The organism is Planctobacterium sp. R6 (assembly GCF_055755215.1).
Genome location: NZ_JBVTQY010000016.1, coordinates 12,797 through 37,307, shown reverse-complemented (window position 1 = coordinate 37,307; position 24,511 = coordinate 12,797). Strand labels below are relative to the sequence as shown.

Annotated in this window: 17 protein-coding genes; 9 read left to right on the top strand and 8 right to left on the bottom strand. The window is 47.8% G+C overall.

Annotation, left to right across the window (positions count from 1 at the left end; translation table 11 throughout):
* The first annotated feature begins 5 nt into the window (after positions 1–5).
* Genes AC0J20_RS11935 through AC0J20_RS11920 form a run of 4 tightly spaced genes read left to right on the top strand, consistent with a single transcriptional unit; the run spans position 6 to position 2,926 of the window.
* On the top strand, positions 6–533 hold the full coding sequence (locus tag AC0J20_RS11935) for a MotA/TolQ/ExbB proton channel family protein (RefSeq protein ID WP_229528232.1): 528 nt from the start codon (positions 6–8) through the stop codon (positions 531–533).
* 39 nt (positions 534–572) lie between these two features.
* The gene (locus tag AC0J20_RS11930; protein WP_229528233.1) at positions 573–980 is read left to right on the top strand and encodes an ExbD/TolR family protein; all 408 of its coding nucleotides are present in this window, start codon (positions 573–575) and stop codon (positions 978–980) included.
* Between the two features lie 2 nt (positions 981–982).
* Positions 983–1,591: an energy transducer TonB gene (locus tag AC0J20_RS11925; RefSeq protein WP_473021814.1), complete on the top strand. Its 609-nt coding sequence runs from the start codon at positions 983–985 to the stop codon at positions 1,589–1,591.
* 9 nt (positions 1,592–1,600) lie between these two features.
* The gene (locus tag AC0J20_RS11920) at positions 1,601–2,926 is read left to right on the top strand and encodes a tetratricopeptide repeat protein (protein ID WP_473021813.1); all 1,326 of its coding nucleotides are present in this window, start codon (positions 1,601–1,603) and stop codon (positions 2,924–2,926) included.
* A 239-nt stretch (positions 2,927–3,165) separates the two neighbouring features.
* Here the strand turns inward: AC0J20_RS11920 and AC0J20_RS11915 are convergent, their stop codons facing one another.
* On the bottom strand, positions 3,166–3,597 hold the full coding sequence (locus AC0J20_RS11915) for a hypothetical protein (protein ID WP_229528236.1): 432 nt from the start codon (positions 3,595–3,597) through the stop codon (positions 3,166–3,168).
* Positions 3,598–3,701: 104 nt separating this feature from the next.
* On the opposite strand from AC0J20_RS11915, the gene AC0J20_RS11910 reads away from it, so the two are divergent.
* Positions 3,702–4,778 (top strand): PQQ-dependent sugar dehydrogenase, encoded by a 1,077-nt coding sequence (locus tag AC0J20_RS11910; RefSeq protein WP_473021811.1) that lies wholly within the window; start codon positions 3,702–3,704, stop codon positions 4,776–4,778.
* A gap of 318 nt (positions 4,779–5,096) precedes the next feature.
* Positions 5,097–5,912 carry a hypothetical protein gene (locus tag AC0J20_RS11905; protein WP_229528238.1) on the top strand — a complete coding sequence of 272 codons (816 nt, stop codon included), beginning with the start codon at positions 5,097–5,099 and terminating at the stop codon, positions 5,910–5,912.
* A 78-nt stretch (positions 5,913–5,990) separates the two neighbouring features.
* Here the strand turns inward: AC0J20_RS11905 and AC0J20_RS11900 are convergent, their stop codons facing one another.
* The 7 genes from AC0J20_RS11900 to AC0J20_RS11870 form a co-directional block, all read right to left on the bottom strand.
* Positions 5,991–8,192: a multicopper oxidase family protein gene (locus AC0J20_RS11900; protein WP_473021810.1), complete on the bottom strand. Its 2,202-nt coding sequence runs from the start codon at positions 8,190–8,192 to the stop codon at positions 5,991–5,993.
* Between the two features lie 41 nt (positions 8,193–8,233).
* Positions 8,234–10,687 (bottom strand): TonB-dependent receptor, encoded by a 2,454-nt coding sequence (locus AC0J20_RS11895; protein WP_473021809.1) that lies wholly within the window; start codon positions 10,685–10,687, stop codon positions 8,234–8,236.
* Between the two features lie 83 nt (positions 10,688–10,770).
* Complete coding sequence (locus AC0J20_RS11890; protein ID WP_473021808.1) at positions 10,771–14,415, bottom strand: two-component regulator propeller domain-containing protein; 3,645 nt, start codon at positions 14,413–14,415, stop codon at positions 10,771–10,773.
* A 110-nt stretch (positions 14,416–14,525) separates the two neighbouring features.
* Positions 14,526–15,233 (bottom strand): response regulator transcription factor, encoded by a 708-nt coding sequence (locus AC0J20_RS11885; RefSeq protein WP_473021807.1) that lies wholly within the window; start codon positions 15,231–15,233, stop codon positions 14,526–14,528.
* A gap of 191 nt (positions 15,234–15,424) precedes the next feature.
* Entirely contained in the window at positions 15,425–16,954 is a 1,530-nt protein-coding gene (ppx, locus tag AC0J20_RS11880) for an exopolyphosphatase (protein ID WP_473021806.1), read from the bottom strand.
* Positions 16,955–17,009: 55 nt separating this feature from the next.
* Complete coding sequence (ppk1, locus tag AC0J20_RS11875) at positions 17,010–19,130, bottom strand: polyphosphate kinase 1 (protein ID WP_473021805.1); 2,121 nt, start codon at positions 19,128–19,130, stop codon at positions 17,010–17,012.
* A gap of 123 nt (positions 19,131–19,253) precedes the next feature.
* Positions 19,254–19,754 (bottom strand): glycine cleavage system transcriptional repressor, encoded by a 501-nt coding sequence (locus tag AC0J20_RS11870; RefSeq protein ID WP_229528245.1) that lies wholly within the window; start codon positions 19,752–19,754, stop codon positions 19,254–19,256.
* A gap of 190 nt (positions 19,755–19,944) precedes the next feature.
* On the opposite strand from AC0J20_RS11870, the gene AC0J20_RS11865 reads away from it, so the two are divergent.
* Genes AC0J20_RS11865 through pstB form a run of 3 tightly spaced genes read left to right on the top strand, consistent with a single transcriptional unit; the run spans position 19,945 to position 24,511 of the window.
* The gene (locus AC0J20_RS11865) at positions 19,945–22,140 is read left to right on the top strand and encodes an ABC transporter permease subunit (RefSeq protein WP_473021804.1); all 2,196 of its coding nucleotides are present in this window, start codon (positions 19,945–19,947) and stop codon (positions 22,138–22,140) included.
* Between the two features lie 41 nt (positions 22,141–22,181).
* Complete coding sequence (pstA, locus tag AC0J20_RS11860; protein ID WP_473021803.1) at positions 22,182–23,699, top strand: phosphate ABC transporter permease PstA; 1,518 nt, start codon at positions 22,182–22,184, stop codon at positions 23,697–23,699.
* Positions 23,700–23,719: 20 nt separating this feature from the next.
* Positions 23,720–24,511 (top strand): phosphate ABC transporter ATP-binding protein PstB, encoded by a 792-nt coding sequence (pstB, locus tag AC0J20_RS11855; RefSeq protein ID WP_473021802.1) that lies wholly within the window; start codon positions 23,720–23,722, stop codon positions 24,509–24,511.

The following is a 24,511-nucleotide window of genomic DNA, read 5'->3' as shown; positions in this document are numbered from 1 at the left end:
TAGCTATGTTCATCGAGTTTTTTGAGGCTATTCGCGATTTTACGGAAACCGGTGGAGCCGTTGTGTTCTACATCGGTATCCTGATCTTCGTGATGTGGCTACTCATATTGGAACGGGCGCTGTACTTCTTCATCTGGCATCAGAAGGCTAAAAATGAAGCCATTGCAAACTGGGGAGCGCGTCAAGATCGCAGCTCCTGGAACGCAGAGCAAATTCGACAAATGATGATTTCGCGTTTGCACCTGGGTATGAACAGTAACGTGTCTATCATCCAGGCGCTGGTGGCATTGTGTCCTTTGTTGGGCCTGATGGGAACCGTAACCGGCATGATTGAAGTGTTCGATGTAATGGCCATTTCCGGTTCAGGCAATGCCCGTTCAATGGCATCTGGTGTCTCTAAAGCCACAATCCCAACCATGGCCGGTATGGTCGGTGCGTTGTCAGGGGTATTTGCTGTAGCCTGGTTAACCAGAACAGTTAAAGCCGAGCGTACACATGTTGAAGAAGCATTAGAACTGGACAGACATATCTAAAGTGCCGGGTGATGAACCCGGCCTTAAAGCGAGAAATTTATGAAACAGCATTTTCAAAATCTGGTAGAAGAGGAAGAAGCCACAATCGATATGACGCCCATGTTGGACGTCGTATTTATCATGCTTATCTTCTTCATTGTAACGGCATCCTTTGTTAAAGAAGCGGGTATTGACGTCAATCGTCCGGAAGCCTCTACGGCGGCAGCAAAGCCCAGAGCGACTATTCTGGTGGCGATTTCCGACAAAGGTGAAATCTGGATTAACAAGCGCAAGGTCGACGTGCGCGCAGTACAAGCCAACATTGAGCGTTTGAAAGCAGAAAACCCACAGGGTTCTGTCGTTATTCAGGCTGACAAAGAAGCGAATGTTGATAAGTTAATCAAAGTAATGGATGCAGCACGTGCCGCCGGTGCATATGACGTATCTATTGCGGCAGCAGAGCAGTAATTATGATTCGGGTATTGATTGCGTTAATTCTCAGTGCAGGTATCACAATGGCCCTGTTTTATGTAATGCAGTCGTTGATCGAAAGTGGTGGTAGCGCGTTAACGGACGCGCCCAAAGGCCGGGTACTGGACTTTGTCCGGGTGCCTAAAGAAGAAGCGGTTGAGCAAAAAGAGCGCAAGCCTCGTAAGCCACCACCGCCGAAAGAGCCGCCACCACAAATGGATCAACCTCAGCTTGACTCATCAACACCTAACGCTGAAGGCAGTGGCATGGATTTTTCACAAGATGTTTCCGCGGATGTGGGTTTAGACGGTGGATTAGCATTGGAATCCGGCGACGGTGAATATCTGCCCATTGTCAAAGTGGCGCCGGTGTATCCACGACGTGCTTTGTCGCGCGGGATAGAAGGTTACGTTATTGTTGAGTTCACGGTGACTAAACAGGGTTCGGTACGTGACCCGGTAGTGGTAGAAGCCAATCCGGCAGGCATATTTGAGCAGGCAGCTATTGATGCTGCGATGAAGTTCAAATACAAACCGCGCGTAGTGAATGGTGAACCTGCAGAAGTATCGGGTATTCAAAACCGTATTTCTTTCGAAATTGATGGTTAGAGGTAAGCAATGTTAAAACACTCTTTATCAAGAATTGCTTGCGCCCTGTTCGGAGTTGCTGTTTATATTGCACCTGCAACGCAGTCGGCAGTGCCGGGTGGCGTTGTGCTGGCACAGGAAGGAGCAACCCCGGAACGCAAATTGAAACGGGTTCCTGCACTAAGGGGTAAGGTCTACGAGCAACTTGCCAGAGCGCAATCGGCAGGTGACGAAGGCAATGTCGATGAAGCTATTGCTATTTTAGACGAAGTTAAAGACAAATCTGACTCGATGAATAGCTATGAGCGCGCTATGATGTACAACTTCTACGGTTTTGTTTATTACAATGCCGAAGATTACGGTCAAGCTTACGAGTCCTTCAAACTAGTGGTAGAGCAACAGCCTATCCCAGAGAGCTTTGAGCAAGGAACCTTGTTCAGTTTAGCGCAGTTAAGTCTGATGCAGGAAAAGTACGATGATGTAGTTGCGTACCTGGAGCGTTGGGAAGCGCTGAATCAGGGAAAGATCCCGGCTAAAAATTATGTGCTGAAAGCACAGGCCATGTATCAGAACAAAAAATACGAACAGGCCGCTGATTTTATCGAACTGGCTATTGCGACGCAGGAAGACAATCCCGATGACGGCATTGCCGATGAAAACTGGTACATCCTGCAACGGGCCATTTATTACGAACTAAAGCAACCTAAAAAGGTTACTGAAGTACTGGTAAAATTGGTGCGCTACTATGATAAACCCAAATACTGGATTCAGTTGGGCGGTATGTACGGTGAAATCGGCCAAGAGAAAAAACAACTGGCGGTGATGGAAGCGGCCTATCAGATGGGATATGTGGAGTCTGGCAACGATATGTTTAACCTGGCTCAGCTGTATTATTACCATCAGGTGCCTTATAAAGGCGCGCGGGTCATGGAAGAGGCCATGGACAATGGCAAACTGGAGCGCAACCTGAAGAACCTGCGGTTTTTGTCGCAATGTTATGCAGCTTCCCGGGATAACGACAAGGCTATTCCTGTGATGCAGGCGGCCGCGGAATTGTCTGAAGATGGCGAGTTAAATGCACAATTAGCACAATTGTTCCTGAACTCAGACAACTGGGATCAGGCTATCGATAATGCGCGCATCGCTTTGGATAAAGGCGATATTCGCAGCCCGGGTACAGCCCACCTGGTGATTGGTATGGCCTTGTTTAACAAGCAGCGATTTGCTGAAGCGCTTAACGCCCTGGCAGAAGCTGAGAAATTCAAAGGCACTTCCAGAATGGCGAAGCAGTGGATGCAATACGTCTCTTCTGAGAAGAACAGCTTTGAGCGCATTCAGGCGGAACTGTCTTCTTAACAACTGCCTTGTTATCAACATTGCTGATATAAAAAAAGCGCTTCGGCGCTTTTTTTGTGCCTGGCAAATTTAGCCCAATCCAACTATAAACTGAGATTTAAATTAACGGCTTAACTCATCTTAGCGCGGCCTTTCAGACGTGGATGTGAAAATGACTAGCATCGGGTTTTTTAACGGATGATGTCAAAATGGGGAAATAGGCCTGCTTCTAATGCGATATCAGAGTAGAACAGCAACAACTATACGGTTTTCCGGCACTGCATAAACACCCAGCCACCGACAGCACCGGCTAAAATCTGGCTTAAAAAGCCCAATTCCGTTCTGGCACCCGCGATCAGCGAGACGTTAAAAATCGGGTGCATTGCCAGTAATGCACAGCACATGGCCAGTAATCCCGCAACAGGGTATCGAATGGCGGGAAGGGGACGAACCCAACGTGACAGACCTTCTACAATCAGAAAGCCAACCAGCAGTGACAGCAGAATGATGGCACCATAACCCGGCAATAAACCGATGAGATCAGACAATGTCATGCTTAACCTGTCGGCGAGGGGAATAGTAACGCCAACATCGGTCAGCGCCGCCAGCACAAATTGACTGTGCGCTATGCTGGCAATGCAGAAGGTGGTCAGCACCGCGACTGAGAAATGCAATAATAGTTTTATGGACATGGTATCTAATCACTTATGCCTGTCTACTGCTCACTATTAAAACACTGGTAATCGCTCCTGTCTTCCCTAAAATGAAGCTAAGTCAAAGCAAAATACGGTCTTTTATGCGTTATCTGTTGATGGGGATTTTCGGTTGGGTGTGCAGCGTTCATGTGATGGCGACTGAATACAGTGCCACTGTTTTGGTGGAAGGGTTGAACACTCCCTGGGCTATGGCCAGTTTGCCGTCAGGGGGCTGGTTAGTGACTGAAAGAAGTGGGCAACTGCTTTACATCAAGGATAACACTATACAGGGACGGATCGCGGGTACACCTGAAGTGTATTTTGCCGGGCAGGGCGGGTTGCTGGATGTCAGTCTGCACCCGGCGTTTGAGAATAATGGCCTGATTTATTTATCTTACAGTCAGGGAAATGCTGACAGTAACGCATTGGCTGTATTCAAGGCCCGCCTGAATCTGTCGGGTTTAACACTGGAAGACGGACAAACCATTTTTTCTGTGTCCCCCGGCAAAGATACTCCCGTGCATTACGGCGGACGCATTGCATTTATGGCTGATGGTTCCCTGTTGCTGAGTTCCGGTGATGGTTTTGATTATCGGGAGTCAGCGCAACGCAAAGACGCGCAACTGGGCAAAATACTGCGTATGGACGACAGCGGCAGGGCACTTCCGGATAATCCCTGGTTTGCCGAAGCCAAATACCTTTGGACGCTTGGGCATCGCAACCCGCAGGCATTGTTATTTGATGCTGTCTCAAATTCAGTGTTCAGTCATGAGCATGGCCCGGCAGGAGGTGATGAAATTAATATCATCAAAGCCGGTGTCAATTACGGTTGGCCGGTGGTCACCAACGGCAAGGATTACTCCGGAGCCAGTATCAGTCCGTTTACGACTTATCCCGGCATGCAATCCCCCTGGCTGGACTGGACACCGTCAATCGCTCCCTCAGATATGATTTTGTATCGGGGGCAGCAATTCACCGAGTTTCAGGGGCAGCTGCTAGTGACCACACTTAAATCCAGAGAGCTGCGGCTGGTGGAAATGTCTGATGGTCAGTTCACCGCTCAGAAGCGTTTTTTAAGTCACCTCAATGAACGGTTGCGCGGTATCGAGCAGGATGCAGCAGGCAATATTTTTCTGCTGACGGATTCCGGGAAACTGTTGCAGTTAACAATTGATTAAAAACTATGATGAAAAATGAATGGATTGCAAAAACATTCTAATAATCAGTTGTTTAGTGTTTTTTGAGGCATTTTTTGATTAGATAAAACGCACAAACTGGCTGATTGTGTAAATGCCTGCTTCACAATGTGGCTATTCTCTGTTGAGTCACAAATTATCCTTTCATTTTTGATCACGCCACTCAGAAGATGATTCATCTTGCTTTCTTTAATATGGCTTCATCACAGAAACCTTCGGGCACGAATACCGGGCGTATTCGCAGTCAGACCCGGTACTGAAACAAGGGCAGCCTGGTTTAGTTTTGGAAAGGAAAGCAACATGAGAAAGACCATTACTTCTGCCGCTTTATCATTGGAAGAGAACAAAGCCACCGGAAAAAGAACCCCTTTGAGTACTTTATCAAAGATGTTGGGTCATGATCTGATCAACGAACTGGCGTGGCGTTGCCCTGAAGCTGATCTGGTAAAGCTGTTTAAGCGCAATGTCTCAAAGAACCACCTGGAAGTGGGGGTAGAAGGCGGTTATTCCCTGGTTAAGCGATTAAAGGCAAATGCTGAACTGATGGTGTCATTTCTGGATTCTGACAAGGACTCATTAAAAGCCGCACACAAACAGGCAAAGCACCTTTCACCGCATTTGTACTACGCCAATTTATTGCAAAACTGGAATTTTAAAAGCCGCAAATTTGATTCCATCAATCTGAATATGGTGATCCAGAGCCTGCAGGGCAGTTTTGAAGATCGCTTGTCTACGCTTTTTCACAATGCGCGGATGTGCATGGCACCCAAAGGCAAAATTTTTGGTAGTACATTATTGGGTCAGGCTGAAAACGGCAAAATCTCCAGTATGTTGATGGCCATGTACAATAAAAAAGGTGTGCTCAATAACCGCAAGGATAACGTGCGACAGCTGACCAATGTACTGGAATACTATTTTACCGATGTCAAAGTGTTCACCGTTGGCAGTATGGCATTGTTTGAGGCAACAATGACAGCAGGGAAACGCGATGGATATGCGCAATTGGTGCCCTATGTAGCCCGCCGTGAGCGCGCTGACATTCGTGAATTACCCGTCTATAAAATTGATAACTCTCGCCGCAAAGAGGTGAAGATGGATCGCCGGTTTGCGTTTTAGCCGCACTTGCCAAGGCTATTGATAAAACAACAGCGCCAATTGGCGCTGTTGTTGTTTACAGAGTTGCCTAATTAATGCTTACTCTATCCGGCCATGTTCCATAATGGCTTTGTGTAGCTGCGGAATTTCTTTCTTAATGTCTTCCAGGGCGGGTTCAATCGATACCACCTGCATCATGCCCTGATCTTCGTGGTTCAGTACGTGACAATGTTGCACAAAAGCGCCAGTAAACACCGTGTAACGGGTTTTTATGGTGGCGATGTGTCCCTGACCTATACCTTTAACACCTGAAGTCGGGGTTTTAGGATTGAAAGTTTTGCCGCTGATATATTCATCCAGCTGAGCCTGACTTGCAATATTGGTCAGGGTTTCGGTATTGCGGAATACCGGCGCTTTCAGGGTGTCCTTCCAGACCCAGTCGTTTTCGTTCATGCCTTCCGGAAACGGATAATTAACGCCGTAGGCAAACTTGCGCTGTACCTGAAAAGGATTTACGTGAATATGAAAGATGTGATTGGCACTGTTGGACTCACCACTGATCTGCCAGATATTAGCGGAGTTAAGCCCCAGAATGCGGGCAAAATCAACGGAAGGATTAAAGTTAAAACAGGACCAGTTGCCATACGCATCCCGGCCATCACAAATCATGTAAAAGTTCTTCGCCTCAGCACCGCAGGACACCAGGTTGTTGGCGTCATCTGTACAGGGTGTGCAGCTTCCGCCATGCTCCGGGCATTGGTATTGCGAAGACACCTTGTAGTGCACCTGCTGGATCTTGCCGTTGTCCAGCTCTGCTGCCGTCAGAGGTTTAAGTGGGGCTTCGCCAGTGTAGGGGTCACCCTGAGTGTAGTCAGTGTAGGCTTGTGCAATCTGGTCCGGAGTCGGAAGGGCTTGCGGCGTCGCCAGGGCTTCGTGGGTTTCAATTTGTAGCAGAATGCGTCTAAAGTTGATGGCACCCGTTGCAACACCGGGATCTGTATCGGTTTTGTCGCGTAACTGTACATTCACCTTGTCTTTCTGACCCTGGTCAATCAGGAACAACCGGGAGTCTTCATCGCTGTGAGAAGCGCTAACCTGCACCAATACATCGGTGCGATAACCGGGTGCTAATACCGCATATGGGATACTGGGCATAGTGCCTGTGGGCAAGCCATCTAGCGCTATCTCATACATATTGATCACCTCAGCGTTGCTGAAGTCGATATCACCGGTTTCGCTGATGTCTGAGGCAGGTACCTTAACGAGTTGCGGATTGATGCCATCGGTAATACCGGCGTGAATAAAGCGCCAGCGTTGGATTTCACCAGGTTTAATCGCAACCTTTGGATAAGCCTGACCATTGACGAACACCGGCCGGTTCAGGTTTTTATAACCGACGGCTTTGCCGGTGCCACTGATATCACCTTGCTGCAGATTGTCGTAATTTTCTATCTGACCGTCTCTGCCGTAAGCCAGCTGCTGAAATAGCATGATTCTGTCTGGTGCATTGCGGATCACTTCAATGGTTTCCAGGCCTTGATTGTGATCGTTAACAATGAGTGCTCCGGCCATACCACTGGCTACCTGCAAGGTTGTTGAGCCGTGCAGGTGAGCGTGATACCAGAATGTTCCTGATGGGTGGCCTTTTGGCAGGTGAACGATTTGATCGTAGGGCGCTTCCCGAGGCTCCATTTCCCGGAAAATATTGTCGCTTTTTCCGGTGGGATCAACATGCCAGCCGTGGGTGTGCAGGTTGGTAACATTAAAGTTGTGAGGCACGTTAAAATTCATTTCTACCGGTTTGGGCGGGACATAGCCAAGCGTCGTAGACTCACCCCCATGTCCGGCACCATCCAGATGATGAAGATGCCCCATGCGTGCCATCTCTTGTCGTGTGGCTTCGTTTTCAGCGGGTAATTTGTTGTAAATGTCGGCCCGGTAGGTGCGATCCGGGCGGATCACCATGGTAGGACCCACCGGACGGTCATCATATTTAGGGCCGGCCCACTGTCTCAGACGGGTCTGACAGCCCGCCAACACCGGGGTTTTATATTCCACCACCAATTTGGCCTTGGTATCCTTATCTTTATCAGAAAAATCATAAACCGGTGGGTTTTTAAGTTTTGGGGCGTTGTCCAGCAGGGTCTTACGTTGACCGGCAGTGGTCATTACAGCACAGTCATTTGATGTTTCTACCGCCTGAGAATGCGCTTCTGCTGGATTCTGGTATCCCTGAGCCAGCAACAGACAACAAAGTGCAGACAGAGCCAGCCTGCTGTTGGTTTTTAAGGGGTATTTCATATTATTTTCCTTAGCCTGGTTGGATAAAAAATTATTATAGTTTAAATTTTGTACTCTGCCCGAATGAGCCAGTGTCTGGGACTGTCTAACAATCCGGACACGGCCGCATTGCCGTCCTGGCCCAGTTGTCCGGTGGTTAGCTTGTTGGTCAGGTTATTGATGTGAAAGCCTATTTGCCATGGGGCATTGTCGCGGGTCAATACCAGGCTGAGATTGAGTTTATGAAACGCCTTTTGCTGACGTAGAGGATCGGCGTGGGGAGAGGTGAAGTAGTCATCAGAGTAAAACCAGTTTAATGAGCTATTTATCTGGTAATTTTTATCTATTTTATAACGATTACTCAAGGTGGTGGACAGGCTGAATTCGGGGGCAAATGGCATTTTGGCCCCACTCAGATCCTGAAAACAGCCTTGCTGACGTTGGGCACCAAATAGCGCTGCAACATCGGTATTGGCAACAACACTTTGCAGGCGGGTGCAGTCAGCCCCAGGATACCGGGAGAATTCGGCATCCAGCCAGGTGGCATTGCTATGCAGTTGCCAGGAAGAGGATATTTTCCATGCGACATCCAGCTCCACACCCTGAGAACGGGCGGCAGTAATATTGCGGATCAGTGCCCCCGAGATAAAGCCATCGTCACCCATATTGGAGTTTTGTTGCAGGTTTCGGTAGTCGGTGTGAAACAGCACAACTGACACCGCGAGCTTTTGTGCCCACAGTTGTTGGCGTATACCAAGCTCATGACTCCAGGCATATTCTTCGTCATAGCGTAATTCTGATTCAGACAGATTATTCAGACGAAAATTAAATCCACCACCTTTGGCGCCTTTTTGCCATTTATACCAGTAATAGTGGTTGTCTTGTGGCGTCCAGCCGAATGTGAAAGATGGCAACAGTGAATGAAAGTCGTATCGTTGCCCCTGAAATTCGCTGACTGTACGGGCCTCAAACTGGCGGTAGTGGGCGGGATCGGCTGTCACATCCTGGATAAGTGTTTCGGCGAACAAACTGCGGTTCGCCTCGCTTTGAAATTGTTCACGGTATAAATGACTGAGGCCACTGAAGTGTTTACGGGTGTTTTGCCAGCGCAGTCCCGGCGACAGAGACAATGTTTCAGTGGCTTGCCACTCCAACGCCCCATAGATGGCCCGGCGCTGTTCGTCTTGCCAGGCCTGTGCGTAGTTCAGCTGCAGATTGTCCTGACGCCGTGCGTCGAGATCGGAGGTGCTGTAATACAACTGGTTGTCGTGCCAGTAGAGCCCGGCTTCCCAGCGCAGTTGCGTGGACAATTCTCCATTCAGGCGTAACTCCTGAGAATGTTGCCTTACCTGGTCTTCAGACCAATACAAACGTTTGAAGTTAGCGCCGTGACTGAGGTCATTACCTGAAAATCCAAATTCCGTATCGTAGATTGCAGAGATCAGTCGGGCATTGACCTGCTCACCTTGCCAGTGGCTGGTTAACACCGCAACCTGATGTTGTAGTTCCGCCTCGTTATGTGGGGCACTGGGGGAGCGGTCGTCGAATTGGTTATCAACAAAGGTTTCCCGGCAAGTAGCAGGTACGCGTAATGGATTGTCCTGTTCTGAACCGGTAGATTCCCAGAAAGACTGCAACTGATTTTGTGTCGACAATCCAAGTCCATAAAGATTGTTGCAACCACCAGGTTGCCAGGCGTAAGGGTTGTCCTGTTGCTGATGCTGGCCTTCCAGTTTCAGGTTAAAAACCAGATTCTGATGAGCCTGCCACACCAGCGATAATCGCCCTGCCTGCTGTTTCGTGCCACTGTCTGCCTGCCGCTCTCCCTGGCTGTCAATCATGTCCCAATAGCCATCACTGTCCTGCAGTTTTAATGCGGTGCGTGCTGCGAATTGCTCATTGACCTGAATGTTTCTGGCCAAATCTATCCCCAGAGTCTGATGTTCACCTGCGATCAGTGCCAGATAACCTTCACTTTGCTCCAACGATGCCGCTCTGCTGGTAAGCGCGATTACGCCACCGGTGGTGTTTAGCCCAAAGTGCAGACTTTGTGGACCTTTAAAAACTTCCAGATTTTCTGTGTCGAACAAACTGGTCTTAATGACTCTGGAGCGACCGTGGTAAACATCATCCAGATATACCGCCACAGTTTGATCCATGCCGGCATTGCCTTGAGAACCAATGCCGCGAATGAACAGTTTTGATGCGCCGGAGTTCGGGGCCGCGAATACCGCGGGTAAGCGCTCGCTGGCCTGTTCAATACTGGGATGGACCAGTGTCGCTAACTGCTCTGCTTTTAGCAGTGTGACCGAAACCGGTAGTTGCTGGATGGGTTGTTTTTGTCTGTGGGCCGAGACTTCGATAACTTCCAGTGTATCACCGGCGTAGCTTACCTGGCTAAGCAGGTTGGCAAAAACACAACTGGCAAATAATCGGGTCCCTGTACGACGGAACAATAACGTCGGCATGATGTGATATCCATTTCTGGTAGTTAATGCCAGTTTAGCCAATGGCAAAAAATATTCCAGCGAGTCAGGGAGATTTTTAACGCGCTATGAAAGGAGACTGAAGAGGCGAGAACCGCGAAACCGATTAAGTGTTATTCAATCGGGATGCGCAGTTCAAACTTAGCACCCTGCAGAAAACCTTTCACCAGCGGGCCAGCGGTGATTTGACCATGGTGAAATTCTGCGATGAGCCGGGCTACATACAGGCCCATTCCAAAATTTCCTTTGCGGGCATCCGTTTTGGAAGAGGTAAACAGGTTAAACATATCATCCACGTCTTCCGGCAATGGGTCACCAATATTGGCGACAGAAATAACACAGTTGCTGTCGAGCAACTCAACTCTGACCTCGATATCGGTATCTGCCTGACAATGCTCTATCGCGTTATTTACCAGCTTATCCAGGCATTGAGTGATCAATGCGTCATTGCCGCGAATAAATACAAACGGGGTAATATGCCCTACCACAGATGCCTGCGGATAAATGGCTTCGTAGTCTTCCAGTCGCTCTGAGACCACCTGGCTAACGTCAAACTCTATGGACGTGGTTTGCATAATAGAGGCTTCCAGCGATGTGGTTTCACTGACGGCTTTCATAATACTGCGCATTTCTTTATGGCTTTTCTCGGCGCGATCAACATACTTGTGCAATTCGACATCTTTGATTTTGCGGTTGAGCATGTTCAGTGAGGTTTGTGCTCCCAACATGGAGTTTTTCATTTCGTGATTGAGGTAATGAGTGATGTTTTCCAGCCACGTGATGCGCTTTTCGTGTGTTTGTTTCTGCTCCTGATAAAACCGGGCATTTTTCAATGCCACTGCCGTGTAAGCGGCTATGGTACGTAAAAACTGACGCTCATATTCGCCATAGGCGTTTTCGTGACGGCTGCGCACAAAAATAACGCCGGTGGCGATACCATTAATTTGCAGTGGTAAACAGGCACAAGATTGATAGTCCAACATCGGGGATAAGTTCAGGCCGTTTTCCAGTGCTTTTACCCGGTCTTTTGCGCTGTTGATCACCAGCTCTTTATTATCTTTAAAGCACTGCACACAGATATTGGGATGCTCAGACAAACTGATGGCATGACGGCTCAGGGATTCAAAATTACTGATCACTAAATCAAATTTCAGGGCATTTTTTTCTTCATTTAACAGCCCCAACATAAAGTCATGCTCGGTCAGGATAGACTTCAGGTGTTTTTGCAGGTTATAAAAAATTTCCTGAAAGTTAAGAGAACGGGTGATTTCCATACCAATATCCCCCAGCAACGCCATGTTGCGGGTACGCGCTTCTACCAACTTATTGAGCTTTTGTTCGTTGCGGCGAATTTGATTGATGCGGGTGCGATAGCCTATGGTTAACAGGGTTAATAAACCTAATACACTGGCCACCTGGACCCACAACCTGGACCAGAACGGCGGAATGATTTCCACGATTATTTTGGCACTGCTGTGCTTTTGGTAGTGGGTTGGCGAGTCTGTTACCTCGAATACATAGCTACCGGGCAACAGGTTGGTGTAATTGGCGATGCGCGAAACATCGCTGGCATACCACTTATCGTCGAAGCCCTCCAGACGGAAATATAATTCGTGCGTGGCAGCAGGGCGATGATCAATTTTCCCAAACTGAAATTTAATATTGCGTTCATCGCTCTGCAGGATCAGATTCAGGTAGTTGTCGCCGGTGGCCGGATAATCTTGCTTTTCCTGATTGATCCAAAGGTTTGAAATGACAATGTTTTCATTGTGGTCACCTTGCCACTGCAGGTTTTCTTCAATGTAATTGATGCCGTTTGAACTGCCGAAACACATCATACTTTCGGTACAGTTAAGTATCGAACGCAGATTCATGGAAGGGCTACTCAGGCCGTCAATTCTGCCAAAACTGCGCATTTCTGTACCGTCGGCGCTGATGCGGGTTATGCCTGTGCCGGTGGATACCCATAGGTTGCCTGGCCAGTCAGAGGTGATGGCGCGTATTTCATCGTTTGCCAGGCCATCACTGATAGTAAGGCGCTGAGTAACCCCTGAGTTGCGATTGATTTTGAGTAAGCCGGAATAGGTGCCGACATAGATAAAATTATCACGGTGACTGTGCAAACTGGTGGCGATGTAATTCGCGTTTTCGTCACCGGCAGAGAACCTCAGTGGCAAACGCGTGAAAAAGTCATCTTGTGGACGTTTATACAATAACTCACTGTTGCCGGTTATTAACCACAACGCGCCGTCGGTGGCTTCTGCAAGTTGCGCAATATTGTTATCCGGCAATTTGTAGGGCAGTGGCGCCCCCGTGTGAAAATGCGTTGCAGTTCCGTCGGGGGCAACCATCAGCACCCCCTGGTGTGCCGAATTCACCCACAGATTATCTTTGCTATCCACAAACAAGCGAATATGGTTCAGTTGATTGATACCCAGTCGCTCATTAAAGGAAATCAATTCACCGGAGATGAGGTCGTAGCGAAAAAGCCGGTTTACCGTGCCTATCCATAGCCATTGTTTATTTTGGCTAAATGCCACTGACAGGGTTAAGCCATTGATGGTGTTTTCCAGCACCGGAGGTAATGACAGTGTACTTTTGCTGTTTAGATCAAAGCGTATTATGCCGTCGTTGGTTCCAGCCCAGACTTTGCCTTCGTCATCCCGGGCCATTTCCCATATTTGTAGTTTGTTCTGATCCTGGTAATGCTGATTTTGGATTTGTTGTACCGGTTTAGGGCGCAGGTTGAGTTTGTATATGCCTGAGTAGCGGGTGGCTAACAGTAATACATCCCTGGGTGTTACCCAGATATCGCGAATATCTTTTTGCGCTAAATAACTGTATTGACTGTCTTCAAAGCTGAAAAACGCTTCGGCTTGCAGTGAATAGTAAAAAATGCCGGAAAAGGTACCAATCCAAAGCCCTGAGTCATTGTGAGCGACGATGCGGTTAACAGAAATAATATCTCGGCCGGGCGGCATCATTTTTTCAATTTTTTTAGTGTTCAAATCCATTTTGAACAACCCCAAGTTGGTGCCGAACCACAGACTGTTGTCTTTAATTAACAGGGTGCGGATGAGTTTGTCCGCCACCGACATATCACTGGCATTGAAGTAGCTTTCAAAGCTCTGATCCTGAGGGTTTAGCTTATTCAGACCATTGGAGGTGGCAATCCAGATATTGCCTTCATTGTCTTGTGACAGGCTCCAGATGCGATTGTGATTTAATCCCGGCTGTCCGGCCTGGTGTTGCCAGGCCTGTAATGTCTGGGTTTCAGGAATGATCCTGAATAGTCCACTGTCGAACGTTCCTACCCAGATACTGTCATCACTGGCCTGAAATATGGACTGAATACGTTCGCTGGCCAGTGCGTCGCCTATCCAGCTAAAATCCTTCAGCAGCGTACGGTTATGATTGATAACCTTAATACCTTTACCCCAGGTACCCACCCACAATTCATCCTGCTTATCCAGATAGATATTGCCCGGACTCATCATGGATAGCTCAGGAAGCGCAGGGTGACTAAAGGTCTGGGCCGAATAGCCATCTAACAAACCCAGACCTGACGGCGTTCCTACCCAGATAAATCCCAGTTCATCTTGTTGCAGTGAAAATACGGTATTGGAGGGCAGGCCCTGAGCAATCGTGATCTGCTCAGATTCAGAAAACACTAAAGGCTCAGACAGCGCATTGCTGTAGCTCAACTGAGGCCAGCTGAGTATTAGCCAAATAGTGACAGAAAGAATGGTTAACTTCATCGTGTTATGCACCCATCCAGGATAAAAGATAAGGTTTTTGCCTGATGGCGTTCTCCTGAACCTTTAAATTCCTGAACCTATAAATTCATGGGTGTTTTTTGGCATATCATTCAGTGGCTTTTTTCGAGCCATTGATATCCCACACCTCTTACCGTACGAATGTTGTCAAAATCAGCATCCACTTTTTTAAAACTGCTGCGAATAGATTTGACGTGAGCCACAATCGTATTGGGCTCTACCACAATATTGGCGGCTTTCATCAGCGCATTATGAGAACATAGTTGACCGGCGCCTTTTTGCAACTCATCTAATATCCAGAACTGCGTCAGGCTCAGCTCCAGCAAGGTGCCTTGCCACCATGCCTGATAGGTATTGTGATCCAGTACCAGTTCTTTGGCTTGCTCGGCTGCTGTGGGCGGCGCTTCAACAGCGGAGGCATTTTGCAATGCCTGAATACGGCGCATTAAGGTTTCGATACGAACAATGACGTAATCGACATCGGCATCTTTGGTGATGTAATCATCGGCACCCAAGCGCAATCCGGAAATCTTTTCATAATCCTTATCGTGGGAAGTTAAAAAGATAATCGGTACTCTGTCATTGAATTTGCGTATCTCCAAACAGAGCTGTAATCCAGCATCCCGCTGATGACCCAGTCCAATATCCAGCAGCAGCAGGTCGGGCATGGCTGCTTTAAATGCAGCCAGGGCGCTCTCCGCATCTGCGAAGGCGGTTACCTGAAAGCCGGCTTCGGTAAAGCACTCTGCGTAATTTTCTCGGATGGCATCATTGTCTTCTACGTAACCTATCGTTTTCAAACACATCTCTCCGGTGAAGTTCGGTTAACAGTGGTAAGGGTGTGCACATTCTTCTGGCACAAGGATGTTTGTACGAATGCTGTTAAACCAACGGCCATAGCCTTTTGCAAGTTTCGTGCTTTATCATCATTATTTCAAACGTGGCATGAGTAAGAATTATGATGAATTATGAAGCTGCCAGCTCAATATTTTTAGCTGAAGCTAAGTTTTATACCCAAAGCGTCCTGTCTGTTGGCTTCTACTGCAAGGTCGGCTTCAATAAGGGGTTTATTGGCTAACCAGTCGTCGGAAAATTGCAGGTGCAGGCCTTCTTTACTGACACTGGCCGTAATGTCTGGCAGCAGATTATCCTGGCGTTTGATATTGAGCAATGCGCCAATGCGTAACAGGCTGATCAGGTGGTATACCTGCTGTTGTTCAAACTGCTCTAACTTCGGAATATTGTCGACACTGAACTTTTTGCGATGACAGGCCACCAGGGTCGACAGCAATATTTGTTGCTCCTGGTTAAAACCGGGTAAATCGGCGTGCGTTAATATATAGGCAGAATGCTGTTGTACCCGTCTGGAATTAATTTGCAGACCCACTTCATGTAACAGCGCAGACCATCCGAGAATATTTTGTAATTCTGAATCCCCCAGGGACCAGTCTTCTTTAACTTGCTGATACAAATGGGACGTGGTTTGCAATACCCGCCGGGCCTGCTGGGTATCAACATCATAGCGGGTGGCGATGCTTTCTGCGGTGCGCTGACGGATATCGTGATGCAGTAAGCGATCTTCCATTTCATAAAGCACGCCTTCCCGCAGTGCGGCACTGGAATATTCCATTTCGTTAATATCCAGACTCTCAAACACGGCTTTAAGTACAGCCAGACCGGCAGCAAATACCGGTAACCTGTCTTCGGTGATGGCGCTTAAACCCAGTTTGCTCACTTTGCCGGCATTACAGCAATGCTTGATCAGATCTTTTAAGTTGTCATGAGTGATTTTTCCGGCTTCGGATTTTCCTTCCAGCTCGGCACACACATTTGCCAGTGTTTTAATGGTACCTGAGGTGCCAATGCAAACATCCCAACCCATGGCGCGATATTTGTCACTGATCAGTTCCAGTTCCTGGTGGGCGGCGGTAATGGCTTTTTGAAAGGCCTTCTCTTTTAACTCACCGTCGCAAAAGTAACGCTGAGTAAAATTGACACAACCCATGCTCAAGCTGCGCAGTAATAATGGATCAAAGCCTTCGCCCACGATAAACTCTGTCGAACCACCACCAATATCTACCACCAGGCGATTGCCTGCCGATGAACTGGTATGGGCGACCCCCTGATAAATTAAACGGGCTTCTTCTACCCCGGAAATGACCTCAATCGGGTAGGGTAAAACCTTGCGCGCGGCACTGATGAATTCACCGCTGTTAATCGCTTTGCGCAGGGTGTAGGTGGCCACAATACGCACCTTTTCAGGTTTAAACCCCAGCATACTCTCTTTGCATTCTTCTAATGCCGCGATGCCTCTGGCAATGGCTTCTTTGCTGAGCATGCCGTCATCGTCCAGACCGTCTGCCATGCGCACTTTTTGTTTCACTCTGTGCAGGATCTGGACGCTGCCAGCCATAATACGGGCAACCACCAGATGAAAACTGTTGGAACCTATATCTAATGCAGCCACCGGCGTGACTTCGCGGCTGTCTACGGCATCAAGGGCATCTTCAAGATCTGTCATAGTGTATTCCAAAGGTTATTTCTGTGGAGATCGCTACCCGGAACGCCACATCGCCTTAGCTAATGTCCTGGGGTTTTTCCGGTATTTCGTCATCTGAGGTGTCGACAATATCTTCAAGACTGGTGAGGTATTTATAGGTTTCCACCTGTGAGCGAATTTTCTTTCTGTTTCCGCGGGCAACATAGGTGTTTTTCTGCTCTGCGTCAATCACCCTGGCTTTGGTGGTGTCTTTAAACTGAATATCCATGATATCAATAATGCGCTTTTTAAGACGGACATCATAGATAGGGCAACCCACTTCAATGCGGTTGTCCATATTGCGAGCCATCCAGTCAGCTGAGGAAATATATACTTTGGGCTCGCCGCCGTTTTCAAATATCACCACGCGCGGGTGCTCTAAAAATCGGTCAACGATAGAGATAATGGAAATGTTCTCACTGATGCCTTTAATCCCCGGAATTAACGAGCACATGCCGCGCACAATGCCGCGTATTTTCACCCCTGCCTGACTGGCACGATAGAGATCATCAATCAACTCGGCATCCACCAGGTTATTGACTTTCAGGTCTATACGGGCTTTTTTGCCTTGAGTGGCATTGGCAATTTCAGAGCGGATCAACTTTTGCAAATTAGTGCGGTTGTTAATGGGGGACACCTGCAGGTGATTGAACTTGAATGAGCGATAAGGATATTGAATTAAATCAAATACGCTGACCGCTTCTGTAGCGATTTCCTGATTGCGGGTGAACAAGCTGAAGTCGGTATAAATTTTGGCGGTTTTTTCGTTGAAGTTTCCCGTGCCTATATGGGCATAATGTACCAGTTCGCCTTTTTCTTCCCGGGTGACTACACACAGTTTGGAGTGTATTTTCAAGGTGGGTATTCCCAACAGTACCCGAATACCGGCATCGGTCATGCGCTTGGACCATTCAATGTTGGCCTCTTCATCAAATCGCGCTTTTAGCTCCATGACCACAGTGACATTCTTGCCATTATCTACGGCATCAATCAGGGAGCTGATGATCCGGGATTTGCTGGCCAGCCGGTACAGGTTCATGCGAATGTGTTTTACATTCGGGTCAAAGGCGGCCTGGCGGACAAATTCGGTCAGATGCAAAAACCGATGATAGGGATAGTACAACAGGGTATCGTTCGCGGAAATGGCCTCAAACACCGTATCATATTTGGAAAAATCCTGGGTGTGAATTGCCGGAAGCTCAGGGTTTTCAAGGTATTCGCGACCGACATTAGGAAAGCCGATAAAGTCTCTGAAATTGCGGTAAGAGCCGCTGGCAATCACGCTGTCTAGCGATGACATACCGAGTTTTTTCTTGATAAATTCCAGCATGTCTTCCGGCATGTTTTCGTCATAGGTAAAGCGCACCGGTTCAGCAATCAGGCGTTGTTTCATGCCTTCTGACATTTTTTCCATGTAACTCTCGTCAATTTCATCATTGATCTCGTACTCTGAGTCACGGGTCATTTTAAAAGAGAACGCCTGCAGCGAGTCAAACTCCACAAAGCCTTTAAAAATGCGTTCCAGGTTCAGTCTGATAATGTCATCCAGCAGAATGATGTGCTTTTTCTTTTTGGATTTTTCCGGTGGGATAAGCACAAATCGGGACAGGTCCTGGGTGGGAACTTCAATGATGGCGTAGCGGTTGGCCTTGTCGTGACGCTGAATTTGCACCACCAGATAATTGCCGGAGTCATTGAGTCGTTCTACAAGGTTAACTTTGCGATGTACCAGAATCGGGGCAATATGGCGCAAAACCTTGTTCTTGAAATAACCTTCCAGCCAGCCTTTTTGAAACTCAGTCACTTCTGTGGCATCAATCACCAGGATGTTATAGCGCATCAGGGTTTTTTCTACATCTTTAAAGACTTTGTCAAAGTCTTTGGTCAGCCCCAGAATTTTTTTGTGGATTTTTTCCAGTAACTCTTTGGTTTCTTTCTCTTTTTGTTCGTCTTTATTATTACTGAAAATCGTTAATTGGCGCCTGACTTCGGCCACCCGAACCCGGAAAAATTCGTCCATGTTATTGGAGTAAATACCCAGAAAGCGAATGCGCTCTACCACCGGATTGGTTTTATCGGCGGCTTCTTGCAATACGCGTTCGTTAAAGGATAACCAACTTAGTTCTTTCGGATAATACAGGCTTAGTTCTTGGGACATGTGCTTTTCAGTTACAACCGGAATAAAATGAGTGACTTATGATCTTGCAGTATGGTGACGATTTTATTACAAATCGTCACACTTCGTTGCCTTTGGACGTTAAATCACCGAAGCTGCCGACGGTTACAGTTTAATTTCTACCATCAGATCATCCGATAAGCCTTCAAGTGCGGTTCTCAGATCTTCCGTCTGAACTTCGACGGGCAATGTCACCTCTGCGGTGGCTTTAAACATCAGGCTTCCCCAGTTTGGCGCACTGACACATTCTGATTCAAACTGGACTATGTTCAGGTTAAACCGGTTTAGTACGTTGGTGAGTTCCTGAACAATGCCCTGACGGTCATTGGCTTCGATTTCTATGGTGGCATTTTTAAGATCGGTTTTTTGAGCACTGATACCCTGACTCAGGGTGATTTTCAGATCAGGATGATTTTGCAGCTTTTCTAACAGTGCCGCTTCGTTCTCTTCCGGGATTTGGATTTCGGCAAATCCGGCGAAATGACCGGCCATATGGGCAAAACTACTGGCTTGCCAGTTGCCTTTTGCCGCTGCGATGGCTTTGGCAATGGAATCAATTAATCCAGGTTTGTCGTTGCCTACCAGCGTGATAACAATAGACTTCATATTTTTCTCACTGTTTCCTTTCGTCTTACTGTAACTATACGACACAAGTGACGTTCAGCAAGCCCATTTATTGAGGTAATTTGATCTCGAATAAATTGTCATTATTTTTTTTATAAAGTGTGTTACCTTCTCAAGGTTTAACAGGCACATCCTAAATAGGAAAATGCGTCTGACTGGTCCCCGGGGCAGAATGCCCGGACCTGCCATTTTCACCACAAAGCGATTAAGTACCAGAACCTTGGCCAAAGATCACTTAACACGACTGCAAAAACAACGAGTCAAAATAGACCGGCGTGTAACTGCGACCATAACGCTGGGCGGTTGGTTGGTGTTGGTGACGTTGTTGCTCCTTATCTGGCATTTATTCTCTGTGACGCGCCCGTTGCTCAGCAGTCCACAACTGACTCTTCAATACCAAATGTCTTTGCAGCAGGAAGCGAACCTGATAAGCGCGAGAACGGCATTTGATGCCGATTATTTTTATCTCAGCAGCGCCAATAATTGCCATTACAAATTGCTGAAGCGCCATTTTGACAATACGCTGGAAAGTTGGCCACTTCGCGGTGGACGAAGCTGGGCCACAGGACAATCAGAGACATCCTGTTATCGCAGTCAGTGGCATGCGTTTCACGGCAGTAACTTTTTATTCGAGATCAATCACAATAATTTGTTGCGGGCCTGGCAGGTGGACACCGCAGCCATAAGTGAAAAAGAGTTAGTGTTTAGCGTGCGTCTTCCCGCGAGTATTCAACCTGAAACCAAACAGCCATGGCAGGCCCACCTGACTGAAAATGAGGCGTCATTACTGCTTAAAGATGTACTGGGATATTGGCACTTTCTGCGCTTCGACCGGATAACAAGAGAGCCGCTGGCGCACATCCGCAATATGCTATTACCGGGTACAGCACCGTTCAGAATCGATAATCACAATTTAAACCTGCTGTACGCAGGGCAACATTTAATACTGTTGCAACCGTCTGACAGCGAGTCACAAATTCAGTATTTCAGAAGCGCAGAGCTGGAAGACGTCATTGCTGCGGTAAGTTTGTCAACGGATCGCTCGGTGTTATTGCTGGATGAGCAACTGCGCGCTGAAAAATGGTCGGTACTAAACGATAACGGCGTCATGCGATTGGAAATGTTGTACAGCATTCAGTTGCCGGGTAAGCAATTTAAAAAGCTGGCTCATGTCTCCGGCGATCTGGTGTTGGCCATCGTGGATGACCGGCAGTTTTTTATTAATGCCACAACGGGTGAAATAACCGCCGAGACATCCGAATTACCCGAATTTGACTCACTGTTCGTGCAGGGGACAGATTTGTGGGGGCAGTCAGGCGAGGTATTGCAGCGTTGGCGAGTGGAGAATCCTGACTCGGTGATTTCCCTGAGTAGCCTTTGGGCTGAAATATGGTACGACGGTTATCCGGAACCTGATTATGTTTGGCAAACAACATCGGCCAGTGACCAGTCGCAAGCCAAATACAGTTTGGTGCCATTGCTAATGGGGAGCATTAAGGCGGCATTTTTGGCCATCATTGTTGCCATTCCGCTGGCCATCGGCAGTGCTATATATACGGCTTATTATGCCGGACCCAAACTGCGCCGGTTTCTCAAGCCTTACATCGAAGTGCTGGAGGCCGTGCCCTCAGTCGTAATTGGTTTTTTAGCGGCAATCTGGCTGTTGCCATTGTCCGAAAGTTATTTGATCGCGGTTTTGTTGTTTTTAGTTTTAAGCCCCCTGTTTCTGTTATTGTTTGTATGGCTGAACGAAACCAACCGACACCGCAATATTCGCGCCTGGGAACTGGGCTTTTTTAGCGTTTTGATACTGGTGTTTTTGGCCCTGTTTAACGCATTTTTAATGGATGTTCCCCAATGGATGCAGTCGCTTTGGAAAACCGAAACCGGTGGCTTATTGAGCACTGATTTAAAAGGTACCTTTGTTCTGGCAATCGCAATGGGGATCGCGATTGTTCCAACGGTATTTACCATCGCTGAAGATGCTATTTACCAGGTTCCCCCCAGTCTCTCTAAGGCGTCCTTTGCTATGGGGGCTTCACGCTCACAAACGCTGGTCAGAATTGTACTTAAGGTGGCACTGCCGGGTATCTTGTCGGCAATCATGTTGGGGTTTGCCCGGGCCATCGGGGAAACCATGATAGTGCTGATGGTGAGTGGTAATACACCGGTTGCTGACTGGAGTTTGCTGGAAAGTATGCGCACCATGACTGCCAATCTGGCTATCGAGCTGCCTGAAGCACAACCCGGCACTGTACACTATCAGGTATTGTTTTTAGTTGCCTCGCTGTTGTTTTTGTTCACCTTTGTATTCAATACCTGCGCCGAATTTTTACGCATTAAGCTGAGGCATCGTTACCAATTATGAATACTCCTCAGGCTTTTCTCCTGGCGATAAAAGAACAATGGTTGAAATTCGTTTCAAGCCTGGCATTGGCCGTTGTGTTTTTTGCACTGTTTGGGGTGCTGGCTATAGTGATTGGTAATGGTCTGAACTTTTTTTGGCCAAAAACGATACAGAGCGTGGAATACAGCAGCGCCGGAGCTTCACCTAAAACGCTTTTCGGTTATGTGTCGGGTGAGCGGCATCGCGGCACCAAAGGCGAGCGGGTATGGTTGCATCTGGATTCCTACGAGCGCGCTCGTAATCAAACCCAATTAGTGCTGTCTCCGGAGCAAATTATCGCGCAACACACTTTATCCGGTGTTGCCAGAATCGATTTGAATGACGGGCGCTTTTTACTCAGTCGACCTCAATATTTACGGGCGGCCGGGGATGTGGTGGAGCTATCCCAACTTGCGGTGTTGCAGGACGCAACAGCGGTAATCGTTAAGCAAAAGTCGCTATTGGTTGAAGGGGAGCTATTGAGTATCAACCAGGATATTGCCAGGTTGCGGATGCAAGGTGGTGCGGAAAATTCTCCGGCTATGCTTGCGCTGTTAGCGCGTTATACGTCGCTGCGAGAGGACATCAGGGAACTGGATAGAGCGCTGGGCAATTATGAAATAGTATTGCTTTCTGCGGATGGTCAAAAACAGCAGCTGCAACTGCAGCACGTCCGGCAGGTGTTCTATCCCAATGATATGACTCTGTGGCAAAAGCTGATGGTATTTAAAAATAATCTGCTGCTGTTCTTATCTGAAGATACCCGTGACGCAAACCAGTCGGGAGGGGTTTTTCCTGCCATTTTTGGTACGGTGCTGATGGTGTTGCTCATGTCGGTCTTTGTCTCACCACTGGGTATTATGGCGGCTATCTATTTAACTGAATACGCACCTAACAATACGGTGGTGAGCATTATTCGCCTTGCGGTAAGCAATCTGGCAGCTGTGCCTTCTGTGGTTTACGGGGTGTTTGGATTGGGCTTTTTTGTGTATAAGGTCGGCGGCAATATAGACGCCCTGTTTTATGCCGATAGTTTACCTAATCCCACGTTTGGCACACCGGGATTACTGTGGGCTTCTCTAACTATGGCGCTACTTACCCTGCCGGTGGTTATCGTTGCCACAGAAGAAGGATTACGACGGGTTCCCGAATCACTGCGCCATTCCAGCTATGCGCTGGGAGCGACCCGTTATGAAACCATTCGACGTATTGTTTTACCTGTTGCCAGTTCCAGCCTGATGACCGGGATTATTTTGGCAATTGCACGTGCAGCCGGTGAAGTTGCGCCAATGCTGATGGTGGGGGCTGTGCGCTATGCACCGGAACTGCCCGTTGATGCACAATGGCCGTTTCTGCATTTAGACCGGCAGTTTATGCATCTTGGGGTGTTTATTTATGACGGTGCATTTCAGGGGCAGTCGACACCACAAGGCGCAGGTATGATGTTTGCCGCCTGTTTATTGTTATTAACAGTGGTATTGATTCTGAATTTTATCGCGATTATGGTGCGAAGCCGATTGCAAAATAAATATGGTCATTAAACGTAGGAGTTGCCGGGCAAGTGTTAACTGATAAAGGTCTCAACGGAGTGGCTACAGATAATATTGCCATCAAAGTCGAAGACTTGTCTTTGCGCTTTGGTGATAAATTCGCATTGCGGGATATTTCGCTTGCGATACCAGCTAACAGCATTACCGCGGTGATTGGTCCCAGTGGTTGTGGCAAGTCAACGCTGATCGGGTGTTTTAACCGCCTAAATGATCTTAATCAGGAAGCTAAGGTATCCGGTAAGGTCTATATCAATGACCGCAATATTTATGGCTTGCGGCAGAACATCCCCGCCCTGAGAACACAGGTGGGCATGGTGTTCCAACAGCCAAACCCGTTCCCAATCAGCATTTATGAAAATGTGGTCTACGGGCTGCGTATAAAAGGTATAACTGATCGCCGAATCCTGGATGACATTGTGGAGTCGTCACTGATGCAGGCGGCTTTGTGGGATGAAGTCAAAGATATCCTGTTTCAGTCAGCGTTGAAGTTATCGGGCGGACAGCAGCAACGATTAGTCATTGCCCGGGCACTAGCGCTGCAACCGGAGATTTTGATGCTTGATGAACCCACGTCGGCCCTGGACCCCATCTCCACCTTAATGATTGAAGAGTTAATTTATAAACTCAAAGAGAAATGTACCATTATTGTTGTAACGCATAACCTGCAACAAGCGGCCAGAGTTTCCGAACAAACCGTATTCTTAAACAAAGGTGAACTGATTGAATATTCACTCACCGACAGGATGTTTACTATGCCGCTTCACAAGCAAACCGAAGCATTTATTACCGGGAGGTTTGGTTAG